This window comes from Methanoculleus sp. DTU007, assembly GCF_001512385.1.
Lineage (GTDB): Archaea > Halobacteriota > Methanomicrobia > Methanomicrobiales > Methanoculleaceae > Methanoculleus > Methanoculleus thermophilus.
This window is the reverse complement of the sequence record NZ_LFRO01000045.1, coordinates 831-24,394: the sequence shown is the minus strand read 5'-3', so window position 1 is coordinate 24,394 and position 23,564 is coordinate 831. Positions and strand designations below refer to the sequence as shown.

The 23,564-nt window shown below is 60.3% G+C and carries 23 protein-coding genes and 1 pseudogene; 12 read left to right on the top strand and 12 right to left on the bottom strand.

The window, feature by feature from the left end:
- Positions 1-799 precede the first annotated feature (799 nt).
- The 3 genes from ACI94_RS05275 to ACI94_RS05270 all read right to left on the bottom strand — a co-directional run bounded on the left by ACI94_RS05275 (position 800) and on the right by ACI94_RS05270 (position 3,158).
- Entirely contained in the window at positions 800-2,023 is a 1,224-nt protein-coding gene (locus tag ACI94_RS05275; protein ID WP_066955308.1) for a hypothetical protein, read from the bottom strand.
- A gap of 131 nt (positions 2,024-2,154) precedes the next feature.
- Positions 2,155-2,502, bottom strand: coding sequence for an HNH endonuclease (locus ACI94_RS11040; protein ID WP_224732751.1), 348 nt, complete (start codon positions 2,500-2,502; stop codon positions 2,155-2,157).
- A 500-nt stretch (positions 2,503-3,002) separates the two neighbouring features.
- The gene (locus tag ACI94_RS05270) at positions 3,003-3,158 is read right to left on the bottom strand and encodes a hypothetical protein (protein ID WP_169795892.1); all 156 of its coding nucleotides are present in this window, start codon (positions 3,156-3,158) and stop codon (positions 3,003-3,005) included.
- Between the two features lie 535 nt (positions 3,159-3,693).
- On the opposite strand from ACI94_RS05270, the gene ACI94_RS05265 reads away from it, so the two are divergent.
- The 3 genes from ACI94_RS05265 to ACI94_RS05255 are packed head-to-tail and all read left to right on the top strand — an operon-like array spanning position 3,694 to position 4,348.
- Positions 3,694-3,846, top strand: a complete 153-nt coding sequence (locus ACI94_RS05265; protein ID WP_273258760.1) for a hypothetical protein — start codon at positions 3,694-3,696, stop codon at positions 3,844-3,846.
- Between the two features lie 8 nt (positions 3,847-3,854).
- Positions 3,855-4,088 carry a hypothetical protein gene (locus tag ACI94_RS05260; RefSeq protein ID WP_066955305.1) on the top strand — a complete coding sequence of 78 codons (234 nt, stop codon included), beginning with the start codon at positions 3,855-3,857 and terminating at the stop codon, positions 4,086-4,088.
- A complete protein-coding gene (locus ACI94_RS05255) occupies positions 4,088-4,348 on the top strand; it encodes a type II toxin-antitoxin system RelE/ParE family toxin (protein WP_066955302.1) in 261 nt (86 codons plus the stop codon). The genes ACI94_RS05260 and ACI94_RS05255 overlap by 1 nt, the downstream gene beginning before the upstream one ends.
- An 84-nt stretch (positions 4,349-4,432) precedes the next feature.
- On the opposite strand, the gene ACI94_RS05250 is transcribed toward ACI94_RS05255, so the two are convergent.
- The gene (locus ACI94_RS05250) at positions 4,433-4,894 is read right to left on the bottom strand and encodes a peroxiredoxin (RefSeq protein ID WP_066955298.1); all 462 of its coding nucleotides are present in this window, start codon (positions 4,892-4,894) and stop codon (positions 4,433-4,435) included.
- A 252-nt stretch (positions 4,895-5,146) separates the two neighbouring features.
- On the opposite strand from ACI94_RS05250, the gene ACI94_RS05245 reads away from it, so the two are divergent.
- A complete protein-coding gene (locus ACI94_RS05245; protein WP_066955295.1) occupies positions 5,147-5,827 on the top strand; it encodes an Hsp20/alpha crystallin family protein in 681 nt (226 codons plus the stop codon).
- A 5-nt stretch (positions 5,828-5,832) separates the two neighbouring features.
- Here ACI94_RS05245 and ACI94_RS05240 read toward each other — a convergent pair whose 3' ends face one another.
- Positions 5,833-6,555 (bottom strand): uracil-DNA glycosylase family protein, encoded by a 723-nt coding sequence (locus ACI94_RS05240; protein WP_286681179.1) that lies wholly within the window; start codon positions 6,553-6,555, stop codon positions 5,833-5,835.
- A gap of 73 nt (positions 6,556-6,628) precedes the next feature.
- Here ACI94_RS05240 and ACI94_RS05235 point away from each other — a divergent pair, with 73 nt between their 5' ends.
- From ACI94_RS05235 to ACI94_RS05225, 3 genes are all read left to right on the top strand, one after another.
- The gene (locus tag ACI94_RS05235; protein ID WP_066955289.1) at positions 6,629-8,221 is read left to right on the top strand and encodes a DEAD/DEAH box helicase; all 1,593 of its coding nucleotides are present in this window, start codon (positions 6,629-6,631) and stop codon (positions 8,219-8,221) included.
- A gap of 934 nt (positions 8,222-9,155) precedes the next feature.
- On the top strand, positions 9,156-9,761 hold the full coding sequence (locus ACI94_RS05230; protein WP_066955286.1) for an FkbM family methyltransferase: 606 nt from the start codon (positions 9,156-9,158) through the stop codon (positions 9,759-9,761).
- Positions 9,762-9,877: 116 nt separating this feature from the next.
- A complete protein-coding gene (locus tag ACI94_RS05225; protein ID WP_066955283.1) occupies positions 9,878-10,333 on the top strand; it encodes a peptidylprolyl isomerase in 456 nt (151 codons plus the stop codon).
- Here ACI94_RS05225 and polX read toward each other — a convergent pair whose 3' ends face one another.
- Complete coding sequence (gene polX, locus ACI94_RS05220) at positions 10,334-12,061, bottom strand: DNA polymerase/3'-5' exonuclease PolX (RefSeq protein ID WP_273258764.1); 1,728 nt, start codon at positions 12,059-12,061, stop codon at positions 10,334-10,336.
- Between the two features lie 4 nt (positions 12,062-12,065).
- Positions 12,066-13,805, bottom strand: coding sequence for an ATP-dependent DNA ligase (locus tag ACI94_RS05215; protein WP_066955277.1), 1,740 nt, complete (start codon positions 13,803-13,805; stop codon positions 12,066-12,068).
- 94 nt (positions 13,806-13,899) lie between these two features.
- Between ACI94_RS05215 and ACI94_RS05210 the strand changes: the two genes are divergently transcribed.
- From ACI94_RS05210 to pfkA, 5 genes are all read left to right on the top strand, one after another.
- The gene (locus ACI94_RS05210) at positions 13,900-15,219 is read left to right on the top strand and encodes an acetyl ornithine aminotransferase family protein (protein WP_066955273.1); all 1,320 of its coding nucleotides are present in this window, start codon (positions 13,900-13,902) and stop codon (positions 15,217-15,219) included.
- Between the two features lie 4 nt (positions 15,220-15,223).
- Positions 15,224-16,801 (top strand): aldehyde dehydrogenase family protein, encoded by a 1,578-nt coding sequence (locus tag ACI94_RS05205; protein WP_066955270.1) that lies wholly within the window; start codon positions 15,224-15,226, stop codon positions 16,799-16,801.
- A gap of 131 nt (positions 16,802-16,932) precedes the next feature.
- The gene (locus tag ACI94_RS05200; RefSeq protein WP_224732742.1) at positions 16,933-17,310 is read left to right on the top strand and encodes a PRC-barrel domain-containing protein; all 378 of its coding nucleotides are present in this window, start codon (positions 16,933-16,935) and stop codon (positions 17,308-17,310) included.
- Between the two features lie 216 nt (positions 17,311-17,526).
- Entirely contained in the window at positions 17,527-18,738 is a 1,212-nt protein-coding gene (locus ACI94_RS05195; RefSeq protein WP_066955263.1) for a phosphoglycerate kinase, read from the top strand.
- Entirely contained in the window at positions 18,735-19,706 is a 972-nt protein-coding gene (pfkA, locus tag ACI94_RS05190; RefSeq protein WP_066955260.1) for a 6-phosphofructokinase, read from the top strand. Before ACI94_RS05195 ends, pfkA begins: the two co-directional genes overlap by 4 nt.
- Before the next feature lie 134 nt (positions 19,707-19,840).
- On the opposite strand, the gene npdG is transcribed toward pfkA, so the two are convergent.
- The 5 genes and pseudogenes from npdG to ACI94_RS05170 all read right to left on the bottom strand — a co-directional run.
- Entirely contained in the window at positions 19,841-20,518 is a 678-nt protein-coding gene (gene npdG, locus ACI94_RS05185) for an NADPH-dependent F420 reductase (RefSeq protein ID WP_066955257.1), read from the bottom strand.
- 20 nt (positions 20,519-20,538) lie between these two features.
- Positions 20,539-20,754 carry a zinc ribbon domain-containing protein gene (locus ACI94_RS11035; RefSeq protein ID WP_083524735.1) on the bottom strand — a complete coding sequence of 72 codons (216 nt, stop codon included), beginning with the start codon at positions 20,752-20,754 and terminating at the stop codon, positions 20,539-20,541.
- A gap of 673 nt (positions 20,755-21,427) precedes the next feature.
- Positions 21,428-21,847, bottom strand: coding sequence for a pyridoxamine 5-phosphate oxidase (locus tag ACI94_RS05180; RefSeq protein ID WP_066955465.1), 420 nt, complete (start codon positions 21,845-21,847; stop codon positions 21,428-21,430).
- Between the two features lie 134 nt (positions 21,848-21,981).
- The gene (locus tag ACI94_RS05175) at positions 21,982-23,112 is read right to left on the bottom strand and encodes a hypothetical protein (protein WP_066955462.1); all 1,131 of its coding nucleotides are present in this window, start codon (positions 23,110-23,112) and stop codon (positions 21,982-21,984) included.
- A 110-nt stretch (positions 23,113-23,222) separates the two neighbouring features.
- Positions 23,223-23,564: pseudogene (locus ACI94_RS05170) on the bottom strand (LLM class F420-dependent oxidoreductase); the annotation flags it as partial.

Here is a 23,564-nt window from a genome sequence, read left to right as displayed (position 1 = left end):
CCAAATCTAGGTTGGATCCAGGGCCAATTCAATTTTACAGAACTTTCGTTACGCTACCCACGGTAACGAGGATTTTTCAAATCCTGCCGCTCTACCGGGGCCGTTCGGGTTTTTGGGTATCGTGAGCAGAGTACCGCAAGGGATGACGCTCTATGGGAGGGCGGGGGGTTGAGAGACCGGAACTTGAGAAAACGCTTCACGTTTTCGGACCGGAAGCTTGAGCATCGGTAGGTGCGAGGGCGGTAGCTAACCTCAAAGAGGCTACGGAACTATATTTAGAAGAATTCCCGCAAGACGGGAGAAGGCCGATCATCACGACGTTTGAGGTGACCGGGGGGAACCGGTTTCGGATACCCTGATATCCGCAAAGAAGTTTGTGTATATCAAAATCCCGATCTGATATACGCAAAGTTCGTTGTGTATATTTGAGTATATACAAACCATATCCCGGGGATTATGGGTCACAAAACACAATATCTGACCCACAAAAATATTAGAGGGGCATGGGTGACCCACAACGATCGGATCCGGCCCGCCCGCCGGCAACTCTGGCGGCTGAAGTGCGAACACTGAGGAATGAGGTGATAAGCGCCGGAGTCGGTGGAATTGTAGGATACTGGGCAGAGGATGAGTTAGAGGAATCCTTTTAACACGGTATCTGAACAAAGGCATATCAACCGGAAACCACATTTTCCCTTTCGCTCGTGGTTTCGGGTCTGTAATTGGATCAATCCAACGCTTTTTCCTAGTAACATATTGGATACCTGATTTTGGGCACTCATCAGAACCACGTTAAATCCTAGAGGAGCATTATGGCTCCTGATTTTCTCATGGCATATCCTGCCCAGACCAGTGATTCAAGAGAGACCATGAACTCCTCCGGATGCAACGTTGTCTGGGTCGTAGCCTCGTTGAGTGGAATCCAGAATTCGAGTCCATAGATGTCATGGAGTTCTACGTACAATTTCCGTGCGGTGTCGAGTAGATCATATCGCTTTGCGACTTTGAGCGGAGAAGAGTAGATCTTGTTCGCTTTCGAGTGCATGTCAAGCCAGAGTTCGACGACATTCTTAACGTCGGACGGGGTGGCTTTCGAGGTTTGTTGGAGTCGAGCGAGCGATGAAGTCAGTTTCGGGACCGCATCGCCCAGGTTTTGCTTGTAAGGAGAGTATCCGGTTCGCTTGTACTCTTCGCGGATGGTATGTACTGCGTCGGTTATCGTCTTCTCAACCGTGCTCATCGGGTCGGGTTTGATGATAAGAGCATCAAGAATATAGGACGTTATGAGGGGCTGTTCTTCGCGTATGAGTTCTTTGTAATCTTTTGAGAGTGTGTTAAGTGTGGTTTCCTCGACAACGAGCGGAATATCCATGATGTATTCATCTGGACGGTAGATCGCCCGGTTCGCCTCCTCGCATCCTCTTTTGATTGTACACCTCTCCTGATCGGATATGTAGTAGTAATACCGCGAGCCTGGCCGGAAGAAGTCCTGAGGGATAACCTTCATCAATCCTCTGAAAGTGTTCCATTGTGTCTTTTTCCCGAGGATGGCAGCGTTGATTCCTCCCACCTCATCGGCGATCGGAGGAGAAGGAAGCGAAAAGAGTGCAGAACATTTTGCAATCTGTTCGATTGTCTCCTCCTCCCCCCGGAACGGCTGAGTGAAATAATGCACAATCTCTTCATAGTCCATAATTTTTCTGCGCTCAGCCAGAGGACTTGGATCGAAAGGTTTCCAGCCGCAAATCGTTTTCACGGTGATACGGTCATGGGGTCCTTTGAGCGTATATTCTCGTTCGGATTCGACCTCGACCTCAACGAAGGTATGTTCTGCCGGCGGATCGCACGACTCGGCACAGAAGATCTCCCTTTTTGGAGTGTTCAGGAACGGAGAAGGATGGAGGTAAAAGTATTTTCCGTCTTTTGTATCATACTCAACGAAACCGGTATTGTCCCTGTTAAAAATGAGCTCCTTTTCCAGAACGGATAGTTCTGATCCCTGCCACCGGTCGTAGAGTGACATAGAGAGTTCTTTTTTCTCAATATAAATAATTCTCTCCCAGACAATAAGGGATCTACATATTGCAGCCACTAAAGGTGCCTGAGCAATCAGATCGATTGCTGACGGGACAGACGAGAACCAATATAAAGCACTTATTGCCTGTTACTGGACCTGATCAGTTCCCTTACCTCATCTATTGTGAAAGGTTCTTTCTTACTGTGAATTATGAGATGGCAATTCGGGCATACGGGACGTAGATCTCGCACGGGGTCGATCTTATACTCCTGTCGTATTCCCGATAGAGGCACGAGGTGATGCACATGAATTTTATTATGCCCTATCGGCCCGTATACCTCCTCAAAATCAAAACCGCAAATGGCACAACGACAGCCGTAATGTTCTATACATGCGGTTCTTGCCTGTTGGTTCCGTTCGTAACGGTTTACAAAGATCTGACTCACAGCACCTTCAGATAGTAAAGTGCTATCTTTGATAGCCATTTCTCCAGGGTAAACCAGTTTTGAGTCTCTTTGACCGAAAACCTGTTCACACGCCCCCACCAATTCAGGCCGCATGATCCAGGCACACGTGCCATCCTTTTTATCGTAACCTAAAAAGGGTACGTGCCACCATCGAGTTGATCCATTTTTTCGTTTAGGCGGCTGAACACCAGTCTTTTCAACAACACGTTTGCTAAATCGGGCTCTGTTGAAATGCCCTGGATAACCTCCAGCTGCCGCCCGGATACCAAAGATAGTAGGCAGTATGGCCTTCAAGGAAGAGGGTTTCAACAGAGCCCTAAATCGAGCAATTTGAGAATTCACCGGTCCATGTCCCCTATAATTTAAATAAGGCGCTATATCAGATGCATGCATTTCGTGGTTTTCGCTCTCATATACCAACCGTAACACAATCAAATCGCGTTCTTCTGTCACCGTTCTATCTACCAATAATTCTGCCCAGGCGTCAACGCTGATCTCTAACGGATCGTTGTAAAATCTCACACGGCCCCCTCCACAACCGCGATCTCCTCTTCCGTCAGCCCGTACAACTCATACACCAGCCGATCGATCTCCTGGTCGGTCGCGTCGATCATCCCGGCGAGCACCTCCTTCTCATGCGGGGCCGCCGCGAGGCGCCTGTTCAGGTCGAGCATCTTCTCGACGAGGGCGATGTCGGCGGGGTCGGGGTCGGGGTCGGTCGTGGCGGTGCAACCTGCAGAAGCGATGGCAAGCGTGGCAATACAGGCAAGTGAGGGCCAGGATCAGCCCGGTCTTTGGAAACGGGAAGTTGAGGGCCATATGAATCCTCATCCGGGCGCCGGGAGTTGCGAGCGGCAGCCCTGTCAAGGCACTCGATGAAGGGTGAGATATTCTTTTTATCGGAATTTTTACGCCGGAAATAAAGAACTGATGGCTGTAAAGCGAGTATCGGCCATCTCACCCCCGGAGCCGGATCGTGGGGGCAGGAGGATGTGAGGGTGCAAGGGGGGATGAGGGGATGGCGCCACCGGGGAAGAGTCGTTGTATGCACCGAAATGTACCCGGAGTGACCCCGATGGGACCCCCACCGCATCCACACTGAACGCCAGGACCTGGTCCCCGCGACCGACCCCCAACTCATCGGGTCCATACGGGTGCTCGAGAAGAACGGGTTTGTGTGCACGGGCAAACCCCCGGTTGGGGAGGGGTTTGAGGAGGGAGACGGTCGCCTACCTGCTGGAGAAGGCCGGAGAAGGCGGGCAAGAAAGAGAAGAGTTCGCAGAACTCAACCGGGCTGGGGGCGCCGGTCATGAGGAGCCCAGTCCCCAGACCAAATATATCATAACCTACAACGACCTATAGACACTAATATGTCTGCCACCACCGTCTGGATCACGCCCGAGAACAAGAGCCGCTTGGAAGCCCTGAAACGCCACCCAAAAGAGTCCTATAACGATGTTATTGCCCGCCTGCTCGATATGGCCATCGATGACGAGCCCCTCTCAGAGGAGGCCATCAGGGGCATCGAGGAGGCTCTCGAGGACATCCGGGCAGGCCGGCTCTACTCCGAGGACGAGATCAAGAAAGAGTTCGGTGTAGAGTGATGACCTACACGGTTATCTACACCGCCAGGGCTCGGCGAGATCTCAAAAGCCTCCCCCCCACAGCAGCTCGCCGAATCATCTTGTCCGTCGCCGGGCTCCGGGAAAACCCATATCGGCATCTTAAGAAACTGGCCGGATTCTCCAGGACGCCTGTCTACCGGCTCAGGGTGGGCATGTACAGGGTCGTGCTCACCATTGAGGACGAGCGCCTCCTGATATTAGTCCTCGAGGTGGGGCACCGGAGCGCCATCTACAAGTAGGTGATCTACAGATATTCTCCGGACCCTACTCGTAGAGCCCGGAGCTCGACCTCTGGGAGGCAGGAAAAGAGACCCCAGGCCGCACTACCGGGCGACAGCCTTGAGAGCCTCAAGCCTCGCCAGCACCTCGGCCACGTGCCCTTTCACCTTCACCTTCCGCCAGACGGCGGCAATTCTCCCCTCGGGATCGATGATGAAGGTGCTCCGCTCGACGCCCATGTACTCCCTCCCGTAGAGTTTCTTCAAGACCCAGGCGCCATAGGCCTCGATGACGCGGTGGTCGGGGTCGGAGAGGAGGCGGACGGTGAGGTTGTGCTTTGCAGCAAACCGCCTGTTGCTCCCGGGAGAGTCCGGGCTGATGCCGAAGACCCGGGTATCCAGTCGGGAGAACGACCTGGCCTCGAGGGTATACTCCGAAGAGTTATCCTTCGGGTAGATGTAAACGACAACGTAGCGGCCCGAAAGATCGCCGAGGCAGACCGTCTCCTCGTCCGCATCCGGAAGGCAGAAATCGGGTGCCGGCATGCCCGGCGAGAGTTCGCTCATACCGGAGGGTGGCATCGGGGGATAAAAGGATGCCAAAACGGCGATTGATTTGAGGCGACGATGGCCTGTATGAGGGAAACGCGGCTCTCCGGGGAACCCGGATGACAAGGTGGACGTCAGGCCTCTAAGCGAACGCAATGCCGTCGATCGTCTCGGTCCCGGGTCGGATGATATGCTCGCCACACGGCGCACAGTTACATATATATGAAGTGCTCACAACCAGGGACCGCCAACGAGCAGGAGAGAGCAACCATGGCATGGCGAAGAACGGGCCGCGGGCCCTGGAGCGAGTTTGAGGATATGCTCGCGAATATGCAGCGGCAGTTTCGGGACACGATGGAGCGGATATCCGGGTCTATGCAGCAGGTACCCGTCCCGGGGGCAGGGACGATGATCGACGTCGTCGAGCACGAGGACGACGTCATGGTCGTCGCGGATCTTCCCGGCGTCGAGAGGAAAGAGATAACCGTCCGGCTCCTGGACCCAAGGACGCTCCGGATCGCCGCCCGGCGGGAAGAATCCCACGAGGAGAAGGAAGCCGGGTACCACATGCGCGAACGAAGGTTCGGCGCGATCGCCCGGACGGTCTCCCTCCCCACCGACGTCAGGGAAGAGGGGGCACGCGCCACCTTCAAGAACGGTGTCCTTGAGGTGCGGCTAAAGAAGGTCGCCGAGGCTCGCGGCAAGGAGATCCCGGTGGCTACAGGGGCCGAAACAGTCGCAGCCGAGCGCCGGGAGCAGATCGAGGGCGAGTACCGGGAGGACAGAGAACTGGTGAGACCATCCGGGTACCAGAGCCCACGCGAGATAGAGGCAGAGGCGCAGAAGATCCAGATCGAGGAGAGAGGGACCCCTGAGGAGCAGAGGACGGCCGCAGAGCTTCGCCGGCAGAAGGAGAGGATGTACGAGGAGGGGAAGAGGAAACTCCGGTGAGGCAGTCAGGCCACGAGATCGCGGAGGGTTGAGAATCCCGACTCGATCAGATCCTGGTGTTGCCGGTTGCGCCAGCCCGGGTAGGGCAGACAGAGAAGACGGGGCTTTTCAAGGAGGCCCTCTCGTGAGACCTCAATGATCGTTCCGGCGCCGGCGAGCGCCGTCGCGTACGGCTCGATCATGCGAAGCCCTGAAAGCGCCGTGCCCCCGAGGGCGACGACGTACTCCGGGGCGAGGGCGGCGATCTCGGCCTCCAGGATCTCGCGGGCGCTCAGCCGGACGAGGTCCACCGGGATGACTCCCTTCCGGTTCTTCCGAAAGATGCACTTCACCGTATCGACGAGGAAGAACCCATCCTCAATGAAGAGCGCAAGGTTCTCGCGGCGCGACTCGCCATCGAGCCTGAGGAGGTAAAAGAGGTTCTCGGCAAGCCCTCCGGCAAGCGGGCCCCGGAGGGCCCCGGCCTCGTAGCGGTCGTTCCAGAAGTAGGGATAGTCCGGACGTCTGCAGTCGGCGGCCACGGCGACTTCGTGCCTTCCGGCGACCCAGGGCGGGGATTCCGCGAGAAAGAGCACCTTCACACGACCGGGAGGCGCAGCCCCACAGACCTCGTGGGGCAGGAGGTCCGGGAGCAACACCCCAAAGAGATCGGGACGGGCGGCAAAGTAGCGGCGGTAAACCTCCCGCATCATTGCGGCGGCAATTGGTGGAGGGGTTCGGGCAATCACCCCGCTAGGTGTACCCGCAGAAGGGAAATACAATGCGACATATAAAGAGACGTGAACACCAAGGTATACAAGAATGGAAAACAGCGTAACCTTCCAGGATCTCAATATCTCACAGGAGATGCTCCGCGCAATAGAAGATATGGGCTTTGAGGAGCCCACGCCGATTCAGATACGCACAATACCGGTGATACTTGAAGGGCGCGACGTGACAGGCCAGGCTCAGACCGGGACCGGAAAGACAGCCGCATTCGGCGTCCCGGCGATCGAGCAGGTCGACGCCGACAGCCGGGATACACAGGTTCTCGTCCTCTCCCCCACCCGCGAACTTGCCATCCAGACCGCCGAGGAGTTCGCTCGCCTGGCGAAGTACCGCAAAGGGATCCTGATCCTCCCGATCTACGGCGGTCAGCCGATCGAGCGGCAGTTCAAAGGACTGGAGCGCGGTGCCCAGATCGTTGTCGGGACGCCGGGCCGGGTGATCGATCACCTCGACCGCGGGACGCTGACGCTTGAGAAGGTGCGCATCGTTGTCCTCGACGAGGCGGACCAGATGCTCGATATGGGCTTTCGCGAGGATATCGAGAAGATCCTTGCCGAGACCCCGGACGACCGCCAGACAGTCCTCTTCTCGGCAACCCTCCCAAAACCAATCCTCGAGATCTCAAGAAAGTTCCAGAAAGACCCGGAGTTCATATCCGTCACACGCCGGGAGGTGACCGTCCCGCAGATCGAGCAGCTCTACCTGGAGGTCCGGAGCCGCGACAAACTCGAGATCCTCTCCCGGCTGCTCGATATGTACGATCCCGAACTGACGCTCGTCTTCTCGAACACCAAAAAGGGTGTCGACGACCTGACCGCCCACCTCCAGGCCCGGGGCTACTTCGCCGAAGGCCTCCATGGGGACATGAAGCAGAGCCTCCGCGACCGGGTGATGGCGAAGTTCCGTGCAGGGAGCATCGACGTTCTGGTCGCAACGGACGTCGCCGCCCGGGGCATCGATGTCGAGGATGTCGATCTCGTCATCAACTACGACGTTCCGCAGGACATCGAGTATTACATCCACCGCATCGGCCGGACGGCGCGTGCCGGGCGAACCGGCCGGGCCATCACGTTCGTAGGCCCGAAGGAATACTTCAAACTCCGGACGATCCAGAACTACACCAGGATCAAGATTGCCCGCATCCCGCTCCCGACACCGGGAGACGTCGAGGAGAGTCGGACACGCAAACTCATTGACCGGGTGCAGCACATCATAAACGAGGGGAACCTCGACCGCTACGTGAATCTCGTCGAGCGGATCATCGCCGAGGACTACACCTCGCTTGAGGTTGCCGCGGCCCTCCTGAAACTGGAACTCAGTGGTTCTACCGATAAGAGTCTGACCCAGTCGCAGGAGGTCAGACTGGCCCCGGGGCAGGCACTCCTCAAGATCCCCGTCGGGAGAGAAGACCAGATCAGGCCGAAGGATATTGTCGGGGCACTCGCAGGAGAGACCGGAATCCCCGGCAGCGCCATCGGCGCGATCAACATCTACGAGACATACTCTACCGTCGATGTGCCGTCCGAACTTGCCGAGCAGGTCGTCGAGGGGATGAAAGGAAAGAGCATCGCACGGATCAGGCTGAGTCGCCCAATCGAGATCGTCGGACGTTCCGACGATCAGTAAGGGTATCCGGACCGGTTCCGGAAGTCTATTTTTTACCGAGGGGCATGGTAATGGTAGGTTCAAACCGCACCCATAGCGCCCCTGAACAGAACGGCCACGCATCCATAACACTTTCCAGGATGCTAGAGTCTCATCGGATGCGAGCCGGTGAAGATACCTCTGGGAAACCGGGAGCGCGGAGAGGTATTCGAGAGCGGCGGCATCGATCACCGCACTGGGAAAACCTTATATATTCTGGGGCATAGGTTACCATCGTTAGGGGGGTGGTGACGTCAGTCGGTATATGGTTGCGATCACAGAATCTTCCGGAGTCTCATCGCCATTGAATAGAACCTAAATTATCTGCCCTTGACCCGCATACTCGTAAATAACCAGAAGATAGGTGCGTCTGCAAACTCCTGCCCGGGTTCTGCCAGCCATCTGTGCCATCTGCCCTTGCTTTGGGTGAGGGAGGGGGATCCCGCCGATCAGAAGCGCCCCCTCACAAAAATACGGGAGAGAGACCGGGTTGCCTGGAGCCATGCGTGAGTCGGGCAACCCGGACGGGGGTGGACCGTGAGATCGGTGCACGGTCCACCCTCCGTGAAGATTAAAGAGTATACTTTTTTAACAGGTTCCCCCGTCAACCGTGGCAGGGGCCACGAGTTCTGTGGTGAGCGTATCTAGGTAGTCAGAGAGGAGGCGGGCGATCAGGAAGAGATGTTCCACCGGTCTTGATCCCGGCCTCGTTCATGAGCGGGACGAGGGAGAGGAACATCTCCGCAACGCCGCCTTGCGGTAGATCTCGGCGATGAGAACGTCGCCGACGATGGGCCGGTGGTCCTCGAGCGTCCGGCCCCCCATCAGTATGATTTGTTGAGCGCGGTGGCCCTATTCTAAGAGAGCGACACAGAGGAACGCCCATATACGCCGGGATCCTAACGGTATATCTCAGATGCACCCCGAGTCACATGTCATCACCCCCGACGGGATAACCTTTCGGAGAATGCCGGATGGGGCCGACGCCGTCTACGTTGTCGGAGAGTATTACTACGACGACATCCGATCCAGCGATATCGTCATTGACATCGGGGCGAACATCGGCGCGTTCTGCATCCGTGCCGCCCGGCGCTCAAAGCACGTGCTGGCCGTCGAGCCCGTTCTCGGGGCTGCTCTCCGGGAGAACATCCGGACAAACGGGGTCAATGTCACGGTGATCGACGGGGCGCTCGGTGACGGGAGGCTCGAGCGGATCACCTGGGGAGGCGAGACCGTCACCGTGGCGACCCGGCCGCTTGCGGAGTTCATCAGCATGGCCGGGGGGTGCGACTTTTTGAAGTGCGACTGCGAAGGGGCAGAATGGTCGATCCGACCGGAGGATCTCGACGGGGTGCGCAGGATCGAGATGGAACTTCACATGCCCCCGATCGGAGGGCCGGTGAACAGGGCGCTCCTCGACTATATTGGCAAGTACTACGACTTTACAATCGATCGGACACCCGGCTACGACGTGAAGGGCGTGCTTGGGGTTCTGCACGCTACGAGGAAGAGCGGCCGGTAACAGTTCCCCGGGATTCCCTAAAAATTACGCGTGATCGCCCAAAATCTCGGCAACCCATGCCTGGCCGGCACACATAAATAGGATTCCGGGATCACCACCCCGCCGGTGAATCAATAATGGTGCAGGCAAAAGAAGGCGATACCGTCAAGGTACACTACACGGGAAAACTCGAAGATGGAACGGTCTTTGACTCCTCCATGGATCGAGACCCCCTGGAGTTCACCATAGGCAGCGGACAGATCATCCCCGGGTTCGAGCGGGCCGTGGTCGGCATGGAACCGGGTGAGAAAAAGACAGCCACGATCCAGCCGGAGGATGCGTACGGCCCACGGCGCGAAGACATGACGCTCACCGTGGACCGGAGTGAGTTTCCTGAGGAGATCCAGCCCGAACGGGGCCAGCAACTCCAGATCCAGCAGCCGGACGGCAGGGCGGCCATCGTCACCATAAGCGAGGTCTCGGAATCGACCGTGACGCTGGACGCAAACCACCCCCTCGCGGGAAAACCCCTGACGTTCGATATCCAACTTGTGGATATCGTCTCCGCTGCGCCGAAGCAGACGGTCGGGTAACTACGATCGAAGGAACCTTCGCAGTTCCGGGAGCGGGCGGGTGTTCGCGATATCGTTCGCCGAGACCCAGCCCCGCCGGGCGGTCGCAACCCCGAACTCCATGTAGCGGAGGTTTTCCCGCCTGTGTGCATCCGAACCGAGCGAGAAACGGACGTTATGCTCGCGGGCGAGACGGCAGTTGGCATCGGAAAGATCCAGCCTCCCGGGGAAGGCATTGATCTCCATCAAGACTCCTAATTTTGCTGCGGCATCAAAGACCGCAGGGAGGTCTATCCGGTAGGGCTCACGCTCGAAGATGATCCTCCCCGTCGGGTGGCCGATGATATCGACGTGGTCGTTTCCCATCGCCGTGATGACGCGCTCCGTCATCTCCTTCTCGGTCTGCTTGAACCCCGAGTGGACGCTCGCGATCACGACGTCGAGATCGGCAAGGATGCTGTCCGGAAGATCGATCTTTCCGTCCATGCCGATGTTGCACTCGGTACCGGTAAGGATGGTGAAGTCATCTTCGGCCGCCCTGTTGATCCGTTCAATCTCGCGCATCTGGTCGCAAAGTCGCTCGGGAGAGAGGCCGCGTGCGATATGCAGGGTCTCCGCATGGTCGCAGATGGCAATATACTCGTAGCCGAGCTCCCGGGCCGCCTGCGCCATCTCCTCGATGGAATGGGCGCCCTCGCTCCAGCGGGTGTGGACATGGAGGTCGCCCCGGATCTCGTCGTAGCCGACGAGGTCGGGAAGGGTCCCGGCCCGGGCGGCCTCGATCTCGCCCCGGTCCTCCCGGAGTTCCGGCTCGATCCAGGCTAGACCCAATGCCCGGTAGACAGAGGCCTCGTCCTCGCCTGCGACCGTCCGGCCGGTGGCAAGATCCACGAGCCCGTACTCGCTCAACCGCCAGTTCTTCGCGATCGCGATCTTTCGGAGAGCGATGTTGTGCTCCTTTGAGCCGGTGAAGTACTGGAGAGCGGCCCCAAACTGCCTCTCCTCCACGACCCGGAGGTCGACCTGGATCCCCGTCGCGAGCAGCACCGAGGTCTTTGTCAACCCACGGGCGAGGACCCGCTCGACCCCGGGGAGGGTGACAAAGACCTCCATCACCTCCCGGGGATCCGAGGAGGTCACGAGGATATCGACATCCCCGATCGTCTCCTTCATCCTCCGGATCGAGCCGGCGAGGCTCACCTGCCGGACCGAGGGGATCGAGCGGAGGTTCTGTTCGATATCCCGGGCGACGGGCAGGATCTGGCCAAGCAACCGGCGCTCTTTTGCGGTTCGGTGGAGGCGGATGCTCTCGAGGATGTTTGATTCGGTCTTCTCCCCGAATCCCGGAAGATCCCGGATCCGGCCGGCCAGCGCGGCCGCCTCCAGGTCGTCGATGGTCCGGACCCCGAGTTCCCGGGAGAGTGCAATCGCCTTCTTCGGCCCGATCCCGGGAAGCCGGATCAGGTACTGCACGCCCTCCGGGAGCTCCTCGCGAAGGTCGGTGAGGTATTTGAGGTCGCCGGTCTCGACGATCTCCTGGATCTTGGTAGCGATCCCTTTTCCCACGCCGGGAATCGCATCGAGGTCCCCTCTCCGTGCGATGTCGGCGATACTCTCCGGAAGGGTCTCGATCGCCTGCGCCGCCCGCCGGTAGGCATGCGGTTTGAACCCGACACCCTTGATCTCCAGAAGATCGGCGACTTCATAGAGGATCGCCGCGACCTCGATGTTCGTCACGATCGTCTCCATGCCGCTACACCTCCCGCTGCCGGTGAAAGATCGCCGCGACCTCGGCGGTCGTCGTCGCCTGCTCGGGACTTTTCTCGTCCCGCCAGCGGACGAACCGTGGGAACCGCAGGGCAAGCCCCCGCCGTCGCACAGGATCCCAGTTGCAGGTATGGATTGGGCTTTCGGTGATCTCGAGGCCCAGCACCTCGACGACCTGGGCCGGCAGAAACCAGAAGTCGGGCGCCGCCTGGGGGTTCGCCATCACCCGGGCCGGCTGCCGGTCCGCCCTCGCGCCGGCCAGCCGGCGAGGGAGATCTGCGAGGTCCGGGTCCGAGAACCCTGTCCCCATGCCGCAGACCGTCTGGAAGACGTCCTTCTCGCTGTTGTAGGCGGCGCAGAGGACCGAGCCGTAGGTCCCGGCCCGCTTTCCCCGCCCGGCGTTGGCGCCGACGATGACAAGATCGAGGGTATCAGAAAGCCCCGGGGCGTAGTCGCTCTTCCACTTGATCCACTGCCACTCCCGCGCACCTGCCCGGTAGAACGAGTCGTCGGCGCACGACTTGCAGACGATCCCCTCAAGCCCCCGCTCGATGCAGGCGAGGTAGAACTCCGTGATCCCGTCGGTATTATCGGTTATGATCCGGTCGGCCGGGGAGAGGTGGTCGTCGCGGGAAAGGATCTCTTCGAGCTTCGCCCGCCGGTCGGGATAACTCCGATGGAGATACGACTCACCGTTTACGTAGAGGAGGTCGAAGACCCGGTAGGTTGCCGGGATCTCGGCTGCGACCTCGCTGATTTGGTACTTCCGGCGCCGCCGCATCAGCGCTTGAAACGGCCGGTACGTCCCCGTCTCGTGATCGAACGCGACCGCCTCTCCGTCGAGGATCGCCGTATCGGCCGCAACGCACCGCCGGATATGGCGGGCGATATCGGGGTACTGGTCGGTGACGTCGGTCAGCCGGCGCGAAAAGAGGGTGACGTCGTTACCGTCCTTGTGTGCCTGGATCCGCTCGCCGTCGTACTTCTCCTCGACGGCGATGACGGGAGAGCCGATTCGCTCGAGGATCTCCGATATCCGGGCGACCCGCTGCGTGAGCATCGGCCGGATGGGGCGGTGCAGGGTGATGGTGATCGCCTGCACCGCAGGTAGACCGCCTTCCCGGAGCGTCCGGGCCACAAGGCCGATATCGGAGGAGATGTTGTAGGCGTGCTCAAGCGCCCGCCGCTCGGCCCTCGAACCCAGGAACGCCTCAGCCAGAGCATCAAGCAAGGTCATATCCCCGGCACCGAGCCGCATATTCCCGGTGGCAAGCCGGACGAGGTAACGCCGCTCGACCGGGGTGGCCGCTGCAAGCAGTCGGGCAAGGATGCTCTTCTTCTCCTCGGCCGAGCCCGGGCCGGAAGCACCGGCGATCGCGGAGAGGCTCCGGTGAACGTCGGTGACCGAGAGCGATTCCGCGGCCGGCGCCTCGATCAGGTGGTAGGCGACATCGCCGTAGTCGCCAAACTCGCGCACCGCCGCCTCAACGGCAGAGAGATCGGTCCCCGCCGCAAGAGCGATTGCTGCCGCGGCGGCCCGGTCCCCGATATTCAGGCTGACCCTCTTGTAGCCGGGCCCGATCTCCCCGAGCACGAAGTAACAGACAAGCCCGATCTCGTCCGGGGCTGCCCCGCCAAGCAGCCGGGCAAGAAGGGCGGTCATCTCGATTCTTGACGTCGTGGCCTGGAGTCTCTCAAAGCAGGAGGCGAGAGTAGCGAATTTCACGAAATCCCCGGGAGTGAGTCACTCTCAAACGCTACTTGAACCTTGCGGTACCCCCGGGCGGGGGCTTTATTTATGACGGCGGCAGGGTTGGTGCATGGAACCCCTGATGCTCACCAAGCCCCCGGGCGAGAGAGCCAAAAACGTGCTCCGGCGGGATGCGGCGGTCATCTCCCCGTCGGTCATGCGGGAGTATCCCCTCGTGCTGGAGAGGGCAAGCGGCGTAAACCTCTGGGACGTCGATGGGAACCGTTACCTCGACTTTACAGCCGGGATCGCCGTGATGAATATGGGCTGGAACCATCCGGATATCGTCGCCGCGATCAGGGAGCAGGCAGGCCGCCTCTCGCACGGGGCGTTCATGGACTTCGGATCGGAACTCCCGGTTCGGTGCGCCGAAGATCTGGTCGAGTTTCTCCCGGCGGGGCTCGATAGGGTCTATTTCAGCAACTCCGGGGCGGAGAGCGTTGAGGCGGCATTAAAACTAGCGCGCTACCATTCGGGGCGAAAGTACTTCATCGCGTTTCACCGCGGGTTCCACGGGCGGACCTACGGCGCCCTCAGTCTCACGGCAGGGAAGGTGGTCCAGCGGCGCGGCTTTGGACCGCTCCTCCCGGTGGTCCACGTACCCTACCCGGACCCCTACCGCCCGTTCGGCGGCGACCCTGCGACCTGCGGTGCCGACGTCGTGGCTTACATCGAGGATACGGTCTTTCGTTACGAGGTCGCGCCCGACGAGGTCGCTGCGATCGTCGTCGAGCCCGTGCTCGGGGAGGGGGGCTACGTCGTTCCGCCGCCGGATTTCCTCCCCCGGCTGCGGCGGCTCTGCGACGAGCACGGGATCCTCCTCGTGGTGGACGAGGTGCAGACGGGGTGCTTCAGGACCGGGCGGTTCCTCGCTTCCACGCATACCGGCGTCGTCCCCGATATCCTCTGCCTTGGAAAGGCGATCGGCGGGGGGCTTCCGTTCGGGGTCACCGTCGCCTCAAGCGAGGTCATGAACTGGCCGCCCGGGTCGCACGCAAGCACCTTCGGCGGCAACAACCTTGCCTGTGCCGCGTCGCTCGCCACAATGAACCTCCTCCGCGAGGAGGGGTTCGGCGAGCGGGTGATGGCGAGGGGCGGGTACCTGGTAGAGCGCCTGCGAGAGCTCGCGGAGCGCCACCCGATCATCGGGGATGTCCGCGGCCTCGGGCTGATGATCGGGGTCGAGCTCGTCCGGGACCGGGAGAGAAAGGAGCCTGCTCCGAACGAGAGGAAACAGATGCTCCGGGGTGCATTCGAGCGCGGTCTCGTCCTCCTCCCCGCGGGGGAGTCGGTGATCCGGGTAAGCCCTCCCCTGGTCATCGAGAGGAGTGATATCGATGCGGGGATCGGGATCATCGGCCGGGTGCTTGAGGAGATTAATGGAGGTTGATTGTATGCTGGAATCCAAATTTACCTACGTATCGCTCGAGTCGGACGAGAGGATTCACGGCGAGTACGAGGCCGCGCTGATCGAGGTCGAGCGGGAGTTCGGGGAACGCCACCCGATCTACATCGGCGGGAGGGAGGTCACCGCCCGAAGGGAGTTTGAGGCGCGCTCCCCGATCGACCCGGGCATCCTGCTCGGGACCTTTCAGGAGGGGGGAGAGGAGGCCGCGCGGGAGGCGATCGCCGCGGCAAACGAGGCCTTTCCCGACTGGAGCGGAAGGGACTGGCAGGATCGGGTCGCGATCATCAGGCGGGCGGCCGGGCTGATCGAGGACCGGCGCTTTTGGCTTGCGGCCCTCATCACCTACGAGGCGGGAAAGACCCGTTACGAGGCCCTGGCCGAAGTCGGCGAGGCGGTCGATATGCTCCGGTATTACTGCAGCATCTACGAGCAGAGCAACGGCTACGTCTCTTCCATGCACTCCCCGGCGCCCGGGGAGGAGTGCCGGAGCGTCATGCGCCCGTACGGCGCCTGGGCGGTCATCTCCCCGTTCAACTTCCCGATAGCCCTGGCTGCCGGGATGATCACGGGCGCGCTCTTGACCGGGAACACGGTCGTCTTCAAACCGACGAGCAAGACGCCGCTCTCCGGGGTGATTCTCTATAGGCTCTTTGTGGAGGCAGGGGTCGCTCCCGGTGCAATCAACCTGGTGACCGGCCCCGGCGGCCCCTTCGGCGAGGTCGTGGTCGCCCACCCGGACGTCGCCGGGATCGCGTTCACGGGGTCGCGGGCCGTCGGTGAGTGGCTGCTTAGAGAGAGCACCGCAGAGCAGCCGTACCACAAGCCGGTCGTTGCGGAACTCGGGAGCAAGAATCCGGTCATCGTCACCGCGAGCGCGGATATTGAGAAAGCCGTCGAAGGTGTCGTCCGGGCCGCCTACGGATTTGGGGGGCAGAAGTGCAGCGCCACGTCCCGGGTCTACGTCCAGTCATCGGTGGCCGAGCGGTTCATCGAGGCGCTACGCGACCGGGTGAACCGGATTGAGGTCGGGGATCCCCGGCGGCGGGAGGTCACGTACGGCCCCCTGATCGATGATGATGCACGCTTAACGTTCCAGAGGGCGATCGAGGAGGCGATCCGGGACGGCGGGAGGCTGGTTGCCGGCGGGGAGGTGCTTGAAGGCGGGCTCTACGGCCTGGGTGCCTACGTCCTGCCCACGGTCATCACCGGTCTTCCCCACAACCACCGGCTCTTTGGGGATGAGCTCTTCGTTCCGATCCTCCTCCTTGGGACCTTCGAGAGCCTGGAGGAGGGACTCCGCCTCGCAAACGCAACCGACTACGGCCTGACGGCCGGGATATTCTCAGAAGACCCGGCGGAGATCCGCTACTTCTTCGACCACATCCAGTCCGGGGTCGTCTACGCCAACCGACGCGGGGGGGCGACGACCGGGGCCTGGCCGGGGGCACAGCCGTTCGGCGGCTGGAAGGCGAGCGGCTCGACGGGCAGGGGGGCAGGGGGGCCCTACTACCTCCTCTCGTTCGTCCGCGAGCAGGCGCAGACCCTGGTGACGGAGCGGTATTGACCTCAAAAGACCCCCCACCAAATTTTATCCAGTATCAAACATATTGTCACAAAAATTAAATATGGTACGGCCGGTATTGACCCTCTTGCCGTGGGGCATTCTGTCCCACAGATACTGGAGACGTGATACGCATGAGAGGAACTGTAGCAGAGATGGAGAGGCGAAACATCATACGGGCGAGTGATATTGAGGATGCCCGGGTCAGGAACCCGCAGGGCGAAGACCTAGGGAGCATCAAGGATATCATGATCGATACCTCGGCGGGTTGCATCGCCTACGCCGCACTCTCGTTTGGGGGCTTCATGGGGTTGGGCGACAAGCTCTTTGCCATCCCCTGGGAGGCCCTTAGATACAACGCCGCAGATGAGTCGTTCGTTTTAGACATCTCAAAGGAGAGACTGGAGAACGCACCCGGGTTTGACAAAGATAACTGGCCGACGACCGCCGACCGCGAGTGGCTCACCGGCGTGTACAGCCACTACGGCTACACACCCTACTGGGAGCGGTGAACGACCGGAGAGAACGGTCCCGGGTCTGGTCGGCGCACGCTAGACCCGGGGCCGGCCAACGAGGCAGTCTCGTCTGATACGCCGCCCGATCTTGCAGCGGCGAACGCATGCACAGCAATTTTTGGGAAGAGCGAAGAGGAGCCAGACGGAGGGGAGTGCCGCTCATATGACCCATCAAGTCCCGGCACAGCTTCCTGCTGACCCGGGGGTACCAGTATGCAGAACGTGATTCCTGGGAGAAAGAAGACTATCCGGGATATCGACGTCAGAGGTAAACGGGTGCTTCTTCGTGCCGATCTCAACGTGCCGCTCGATGAAGACGGCACCATCGCCGATGACACCAGGATCAGAGCCAGTCTGCCCACGATACGCTACCTCTGCGAACGGGACGCACGGGTCATCATATGCTCCCACCTGGACCGGCCGCAGGGTGTGGTCGTTGAACGGCTGCGTCTTGCCCTCGTCGCAAACAGGCTCTCCCTGCTTCTCGGTCGGCCGGTCATGGCGCTCCAGGACTGCATCGGGCCGGAGGTCGAGAGCACGGTCGCCGGGATGAGCGGCGGGGATATCATCATTCTCGAGAACCTCCGGTTCCATCCGGAGGAGAAGGCGGATGACGCTTCATTCGCACAGAATCTCGCCGGGCTTGCGGATATCTACGTCAACGACGCTTTCGGAGCCTCACACAGGGCCCATGCATCGATCGTGGGCGTCCCAAAATACCTCCCCGCCGTGGCGGGGCTCCTGCTCGAGAGGGAGGTGAACACGTTTGCGCGGATCCTCAAAGATCCTGAGCGGCCGTCTGCTGCCGTGATCGGCGGGGCCAAGGTGAGCGAGAAACTGGAGGTCCTAGAGAATATCATCTCCCGGGTGAACCTCCTCCTCATCGGGGGAGGCATGGCGACGACATTCCTTGCAGGAAGGGGGTACGGGACCGGTGCGTCCTACGTCGAGACCGACTGCCTGGATGCCGCAAGATTCCTTGAGGCGAAGGCAGCGGAGCGCGGCGTCCGCCTCCTTCTGCCCCGGGACGTCGTTGTTGCAGAGCGGCTGGAAGCAGGCACCCCATTTCAGGTCGTCTCCGCCGATGCAATCCCGGATGGCTGGGCAGTCGCCGATATCGGGCCCAAGACCGCCGACGAGTTCTGCCGTGAACTTGCAGGCATGCGATCCGTCATCTGGAACGGGCCGATGGGCGTCTATGAGATCCCGGCATTTGCCGAGGGGACACGCCGGGTTGCTGCGGCCCTTGCCAACCTCAACGGCACCACAGTCGTCGGCGGCGGCTCGACTGCGGATGCCGTAAGGCGGTTTGGGCTTGCCGACGAGATGACTCATGTCTCGACGGGCGGCGGGGCAGCGCTCGTGATGCTTGCAGGAAAACCGCTCCCGGGTGTGGAAGCGCTCGATGATCTGGAGGAGGCATGAAGCGGATCGGGATTCTCACCAGCGGCGGTGACGCTCCGGGTATGAACGCCTGTATACGGGCGGCGGTGCGCACAGCGCTCGCACACAACCTCTCGGTCTTCGGGATACGCCGGGGATATACCGGGCTCATCGACGGCGACGCAGTGCCGCTCGACCGGACGGCGATCAGAAATACCATTCATCTGGGCGGCACAATCCTTGAGACCTCGCGGAACAGCGAGTTTTACACAAAGGACGGGCGGCTTAAAGCGGCAGCGTCCATCGAGAAGATGGGTCTCGACGGCATCATCCTGATCGGAGGGGAGGGGACGTTTCACGGTGCAAGCCTGCTTGCGGCCGAGACGGACCCGGCAGCACTCATCGGTGTGCCGGGGAGCATCGATAACGACATTTACGGAACCGACTACTGTATCGGGTTCGATACCGCCGCAAACTGCGCGGTCGAGGCGATAGACCGCATCCGCGACACGGCCCGGTCCCATGAGCGCATCTTCTTCATCGAGGTGATGGGGCGCACGGCGGGGTTTTTGGCGCTCGAGAGCGGTATCGCCGGAGGTGCCGAAGAACTCGTCATCCCCGAGGAAGAGGTCTCGATCGACCGGATAAGCGAGCGCATACGCAGAGGGTTTACTATCGGGAAGAAGAGCGCGATCGTCGTGGTGGCGGAGGGAAAGACCCCGGGGATCTCCTTTGAGATTGCCCGCCAGATCGGTGAGCGCCTCAACTTCGATACCCGGGTCGTTGTCCTCGGTCACCTCCAGCGGGGCGGGCCGCCGACGCTGCGTGACCGGGTGCTCGGGAGTCTCCTCGGTGTCGCCGCCGTCGAGGCGCTGCTCGAGGGGCGGAGCGGGTGCATGGTGGGAGAGATCGGGGGAGACCTTGCATACACACCGCTTGAGGAGACCTGGCAGAGGAAGAAGCCGCTCGATGAGGACTTATGGCGGATATTCCCGTTTCTCTCGGAGTAGACAGGAGCTCACCGGGTGAGTGTGATCAAAAAGAGACAGAGTTGTTTCGAGCGAGCCGCACCCATCCCGGAGCTCGCTCCGGTCGCAATTACGACTTTTCCATCAAGTATTCCCAATGACGGTTACTCCATTCTCTAGGCTCGGCCTTTGTCGAGGCCGGTGATCCGGATGCCGCCGAACTGGCACTTATTCTTGATGTTCAAGCCAATCAGAAGCGGGGTGATCTTCTCGATGATCCGGGCCCGCTCAAGTTTGCCGCAGTCGACGACTTTTATGCCCGGGATCTTCTCGATGAGCGGCGTCACGAACGCCTTGGCATCCTCGTCGTTGCCGGAAATGAGGCAGTCGCAGTCGATCGGCTCGTCGAGCTGCAGCCACCAACTCTGGGAGATGGTGTTGAAGGCGCAGATCACCTTCGCATCCGGCAGGATCGACTGGGACCGCTCCGCGGCCGAGCCCTCCGGGAGGTCGATGTACCTCGTCGCCGACCCGCCGATGCAGGACTCCAGCGGCCCCGTAGCGTCCAGAAGCGGTTTCCCGGCTGCACCCTCCTTGATCGAGAGCAGGATATCCCTCTGGGCCGCGAGCGGCACCGTGAGGACCAGGACGTCGGCGGCTTTCGCCGCTTCGGGGTTTGTCGCGGCCTGGATGTTCGGGATATCGCCAAGGAGTTCCTTTGCCTTCTCCACGGCGGCCAAGGCTTTGTCAATCGTCCGGGATCCGATGATGACGTTCTCTCCCACCTGTGCAAACCGGAGGGCGATTCCGAACCCCTGACCCCCCGTTCCACCGATCACTCCAATTGTAGTCATGTAACATTCACCTTGATCAATCAGTTGTCAACAACCCTGCGCCTGTTGGCCGGGGCTTGTAACCGTGTCAGAGACGCGCTACATTCGGCTGGTTGACGGGCAGCCCACTCAAACCGGATATGCCGGCTTGAGCGATTGTTACGAGCAGCATTGAGATCAGCGTGGAGTTGAAACCCACATCTCCGGTATCGGAACGACGAACCATCCCGACCTCCTTTAGAGGTATGTCCGCACACGGAGCACTTCTACGAAGTCTATAGGGCATCGACAGGAACAACGCTCTTACCAAGAGTCTTGGCTTTATACCGGATAAATTGTTCGAGTTTGGAGAGTGCCCAGGAGTTCAATTTCCAGTTGAACGACCTGCTGCGTCGCTTCCAAACCGAATCTTGCTCAAATCATCCAGAGCGAAGATCGTGTAATCCAAAGTGACAAGTTGCTCCGAGATTCAATGCCGGGTATCGGTCGCAAACCATCTTTCCCGGCGAGAGATCGTGCGAAGTTTCCACTTTGCCGACCGGGTGCCTTTTGACTTCAACGCCGTACGAAGGTGCGCGTACTGTGCTCGCGCATTTTTGAGGCGCCTGGAGGTGGAAAATGTGTTATCGGAGCAGACCGCGACATCAACGATGCCCCGGCCCAATCCTACTTGGTCACCAGTAACGGCTCTACGTCTGGATGGTCCGTCGAAACGTGGAGACAGAAAACTCGTTCCTCTCGATCAATATGAGGTGGCCGAGGGTGTAGCACTCACGAACAGCCTAGTATGTTGTTGCCCTATGGTCCTCAGCCTTGTTCCACGTATGAAGACCCGATGGAAGACATCCAGGAGACCTCTCTGTCTTGATGCGATGGATATCCAGGATTATTGAGAGCAGAGCGGGAGAACCCGCTCACGAACATTCACGATCAGATAGACTTCTCCCAGCCCTGGCCCATATCGATGAGGGGGCGCACTTCGGTGACCTCAAACGTCACCGTAGCGTGGATCATCGCTGCCGCATCTTCACCCGCAACCTGTGCGATCTGTCTTCGATAGGTCTCCAGCGTCTCCCCCGATGTCGCGTAGTCCTTCATCTTCAGATAGACCCGGAGCCCTTTCCAGTCCATTATCGTCTCTCCCGCCTCCACAATCGTGTAGACGGCGTTTGGATTCTCCTGCAGATACGCGAACGTGCGATTCTGCCCAAGCCCCATGACAACAGTCTTTTCATCAGTCATCATCGGCGAGCCAAAGACAGCTGCATCGACCTTCCCCTCCTTATTCGCGGTGCTGAGCAGACCGATCCTTGGCTGCTTGTTGAAGTAATCAATTAACCTGGCTGGCATGATCATTCCCCAGTTTGAATCCAGCCTCATCATCTCTGCTTAAAAAACGTATGGGTGGGAGAAGACACCTGCAGAGGATACCTCCTCACCGCCCCGCGACTCCTGACCGGTTCTGAGACCGTTCGAGATTCTCCTCAAACAGTCAGGAACTCCCCGGGAGCGAGGCTGGTAGCAAGCATCACCATATTGATCTCCCGATTTCCGGTCCAGGTGCCGGCCTTCTGGTTGTTCGGATCCATCCAGAAGCGCTCGATCGCAGCGGCGAGCGGCACATACCGTACAAGACCCTCCGCTCGCCGGGCGAGGGCCGGGTTCTTCCGGACCCGCTCGACGATGACCTCCATCCCCCGTAGACCGATCGAGAGCCCGAGTTCACGGAAGGCCAGGCGGTATTCGGGAGGATTGCGGAGCGTCCCGCTCCCGGCAAATCGTGCAAGGCCCACGAGGGCTGCGTCGAGGATGGACGCGAGCAGTTCTTCGTATGCAGATACGTTCTGGCTTGCGATCTGGACGATCCTTACGGAGTCAAACAGAAGCCCGCCGATCCCGAGCGGGTCGTCGATGGCAGGGACCCCTGCCCGGCAGAGACGGGCCATATCGGCGATCTCGGTCGCAAGTTCGGTCCCCCCGGCGGCCGCCTGGAGTTCGCTGTAGGTGACGAACCCATCGAGGGGGTCGTGCAGGCCCATTGAAGGTACGAGCGGCCGGGAGAGGTCGATACTCATCTTCCAGTACATCCTTTTGCCGCCGGAGGAAGGGGTGTATGTGAACGCGGCGTGGGCGGCCTTTGCGAGGTCCACCGCCCACGAAAGATAGACCGGATCCCCGGTCACCCTGCTTGTCCGGTTGAGCGCGTGCATCCACTTGGTGAGGTAGTGGTAGTACTGCCCGTCCCGCTCCCACTCGAGTTGCTCATCGAACGGTTCATCCAGCCTCCGCTCGGGGAGCGGTTTTCCAATCCGAAGACCTCCCCGGGTCGGGTGAGCCTCCCCCTCCTCCTCGGATAGACCGCTGATCCAGCCGGTCCGCGAATCGTCGTCGCGATGCCGGCCGAGGGTGTGGTGCACCTGGTCGACGAGGCGGAGGGCGAGGTCGCGATAGTCTTCGTCACCCGTCCGGCGGAAGAGTTCGAGGTAGTTGCAGACCGCATAGGCATCCGTCCAGAGATAGCGGCGCGGGTGGGCTCGGGGCGGGTCAAGCCCGGTCAGGTCGGCGAACTCCGCCATGAGGTCGCGGGCGGCTGTGGTACTGGCATCCTCTGTCATCCCGGGAACGGGATGCGGCACCGGCTTCATAAATGTATAGGTCGACGCTCCGGTCTCGCACGAAAGAGGCTCTATGGAGCCAAAAAAAAGAGGTATCTGGCGTCCTCCCCTCACCTCGCCGGACCGGGGACCATCCTCCCTGTGGCCTCTGGCCGCGGGGGCCTGATCCCGAACTCGGGCAGGATGACGTCGTGCGCAAGATTGATGAACGCCTCCTGCTCGGGGCCGACCTGGTGGATCAGGACGCTGTCGTAACCCATATCGACAAATTTGCCCACCTTCTCTATGATCTTCTCCGGGTCTGGCCCGCAGAGGACAGTCTTTGCGACATCCTCAGGCGTCACCATCTGCTGCATCTGCTCAAAATGCGTCGGGGTGGGGACGACCCAGTTCAGTTCACCCTTGTTTGCAGCGACGGGGAACCACTCGTACGCCGTGCGCTTCGCCTCCTC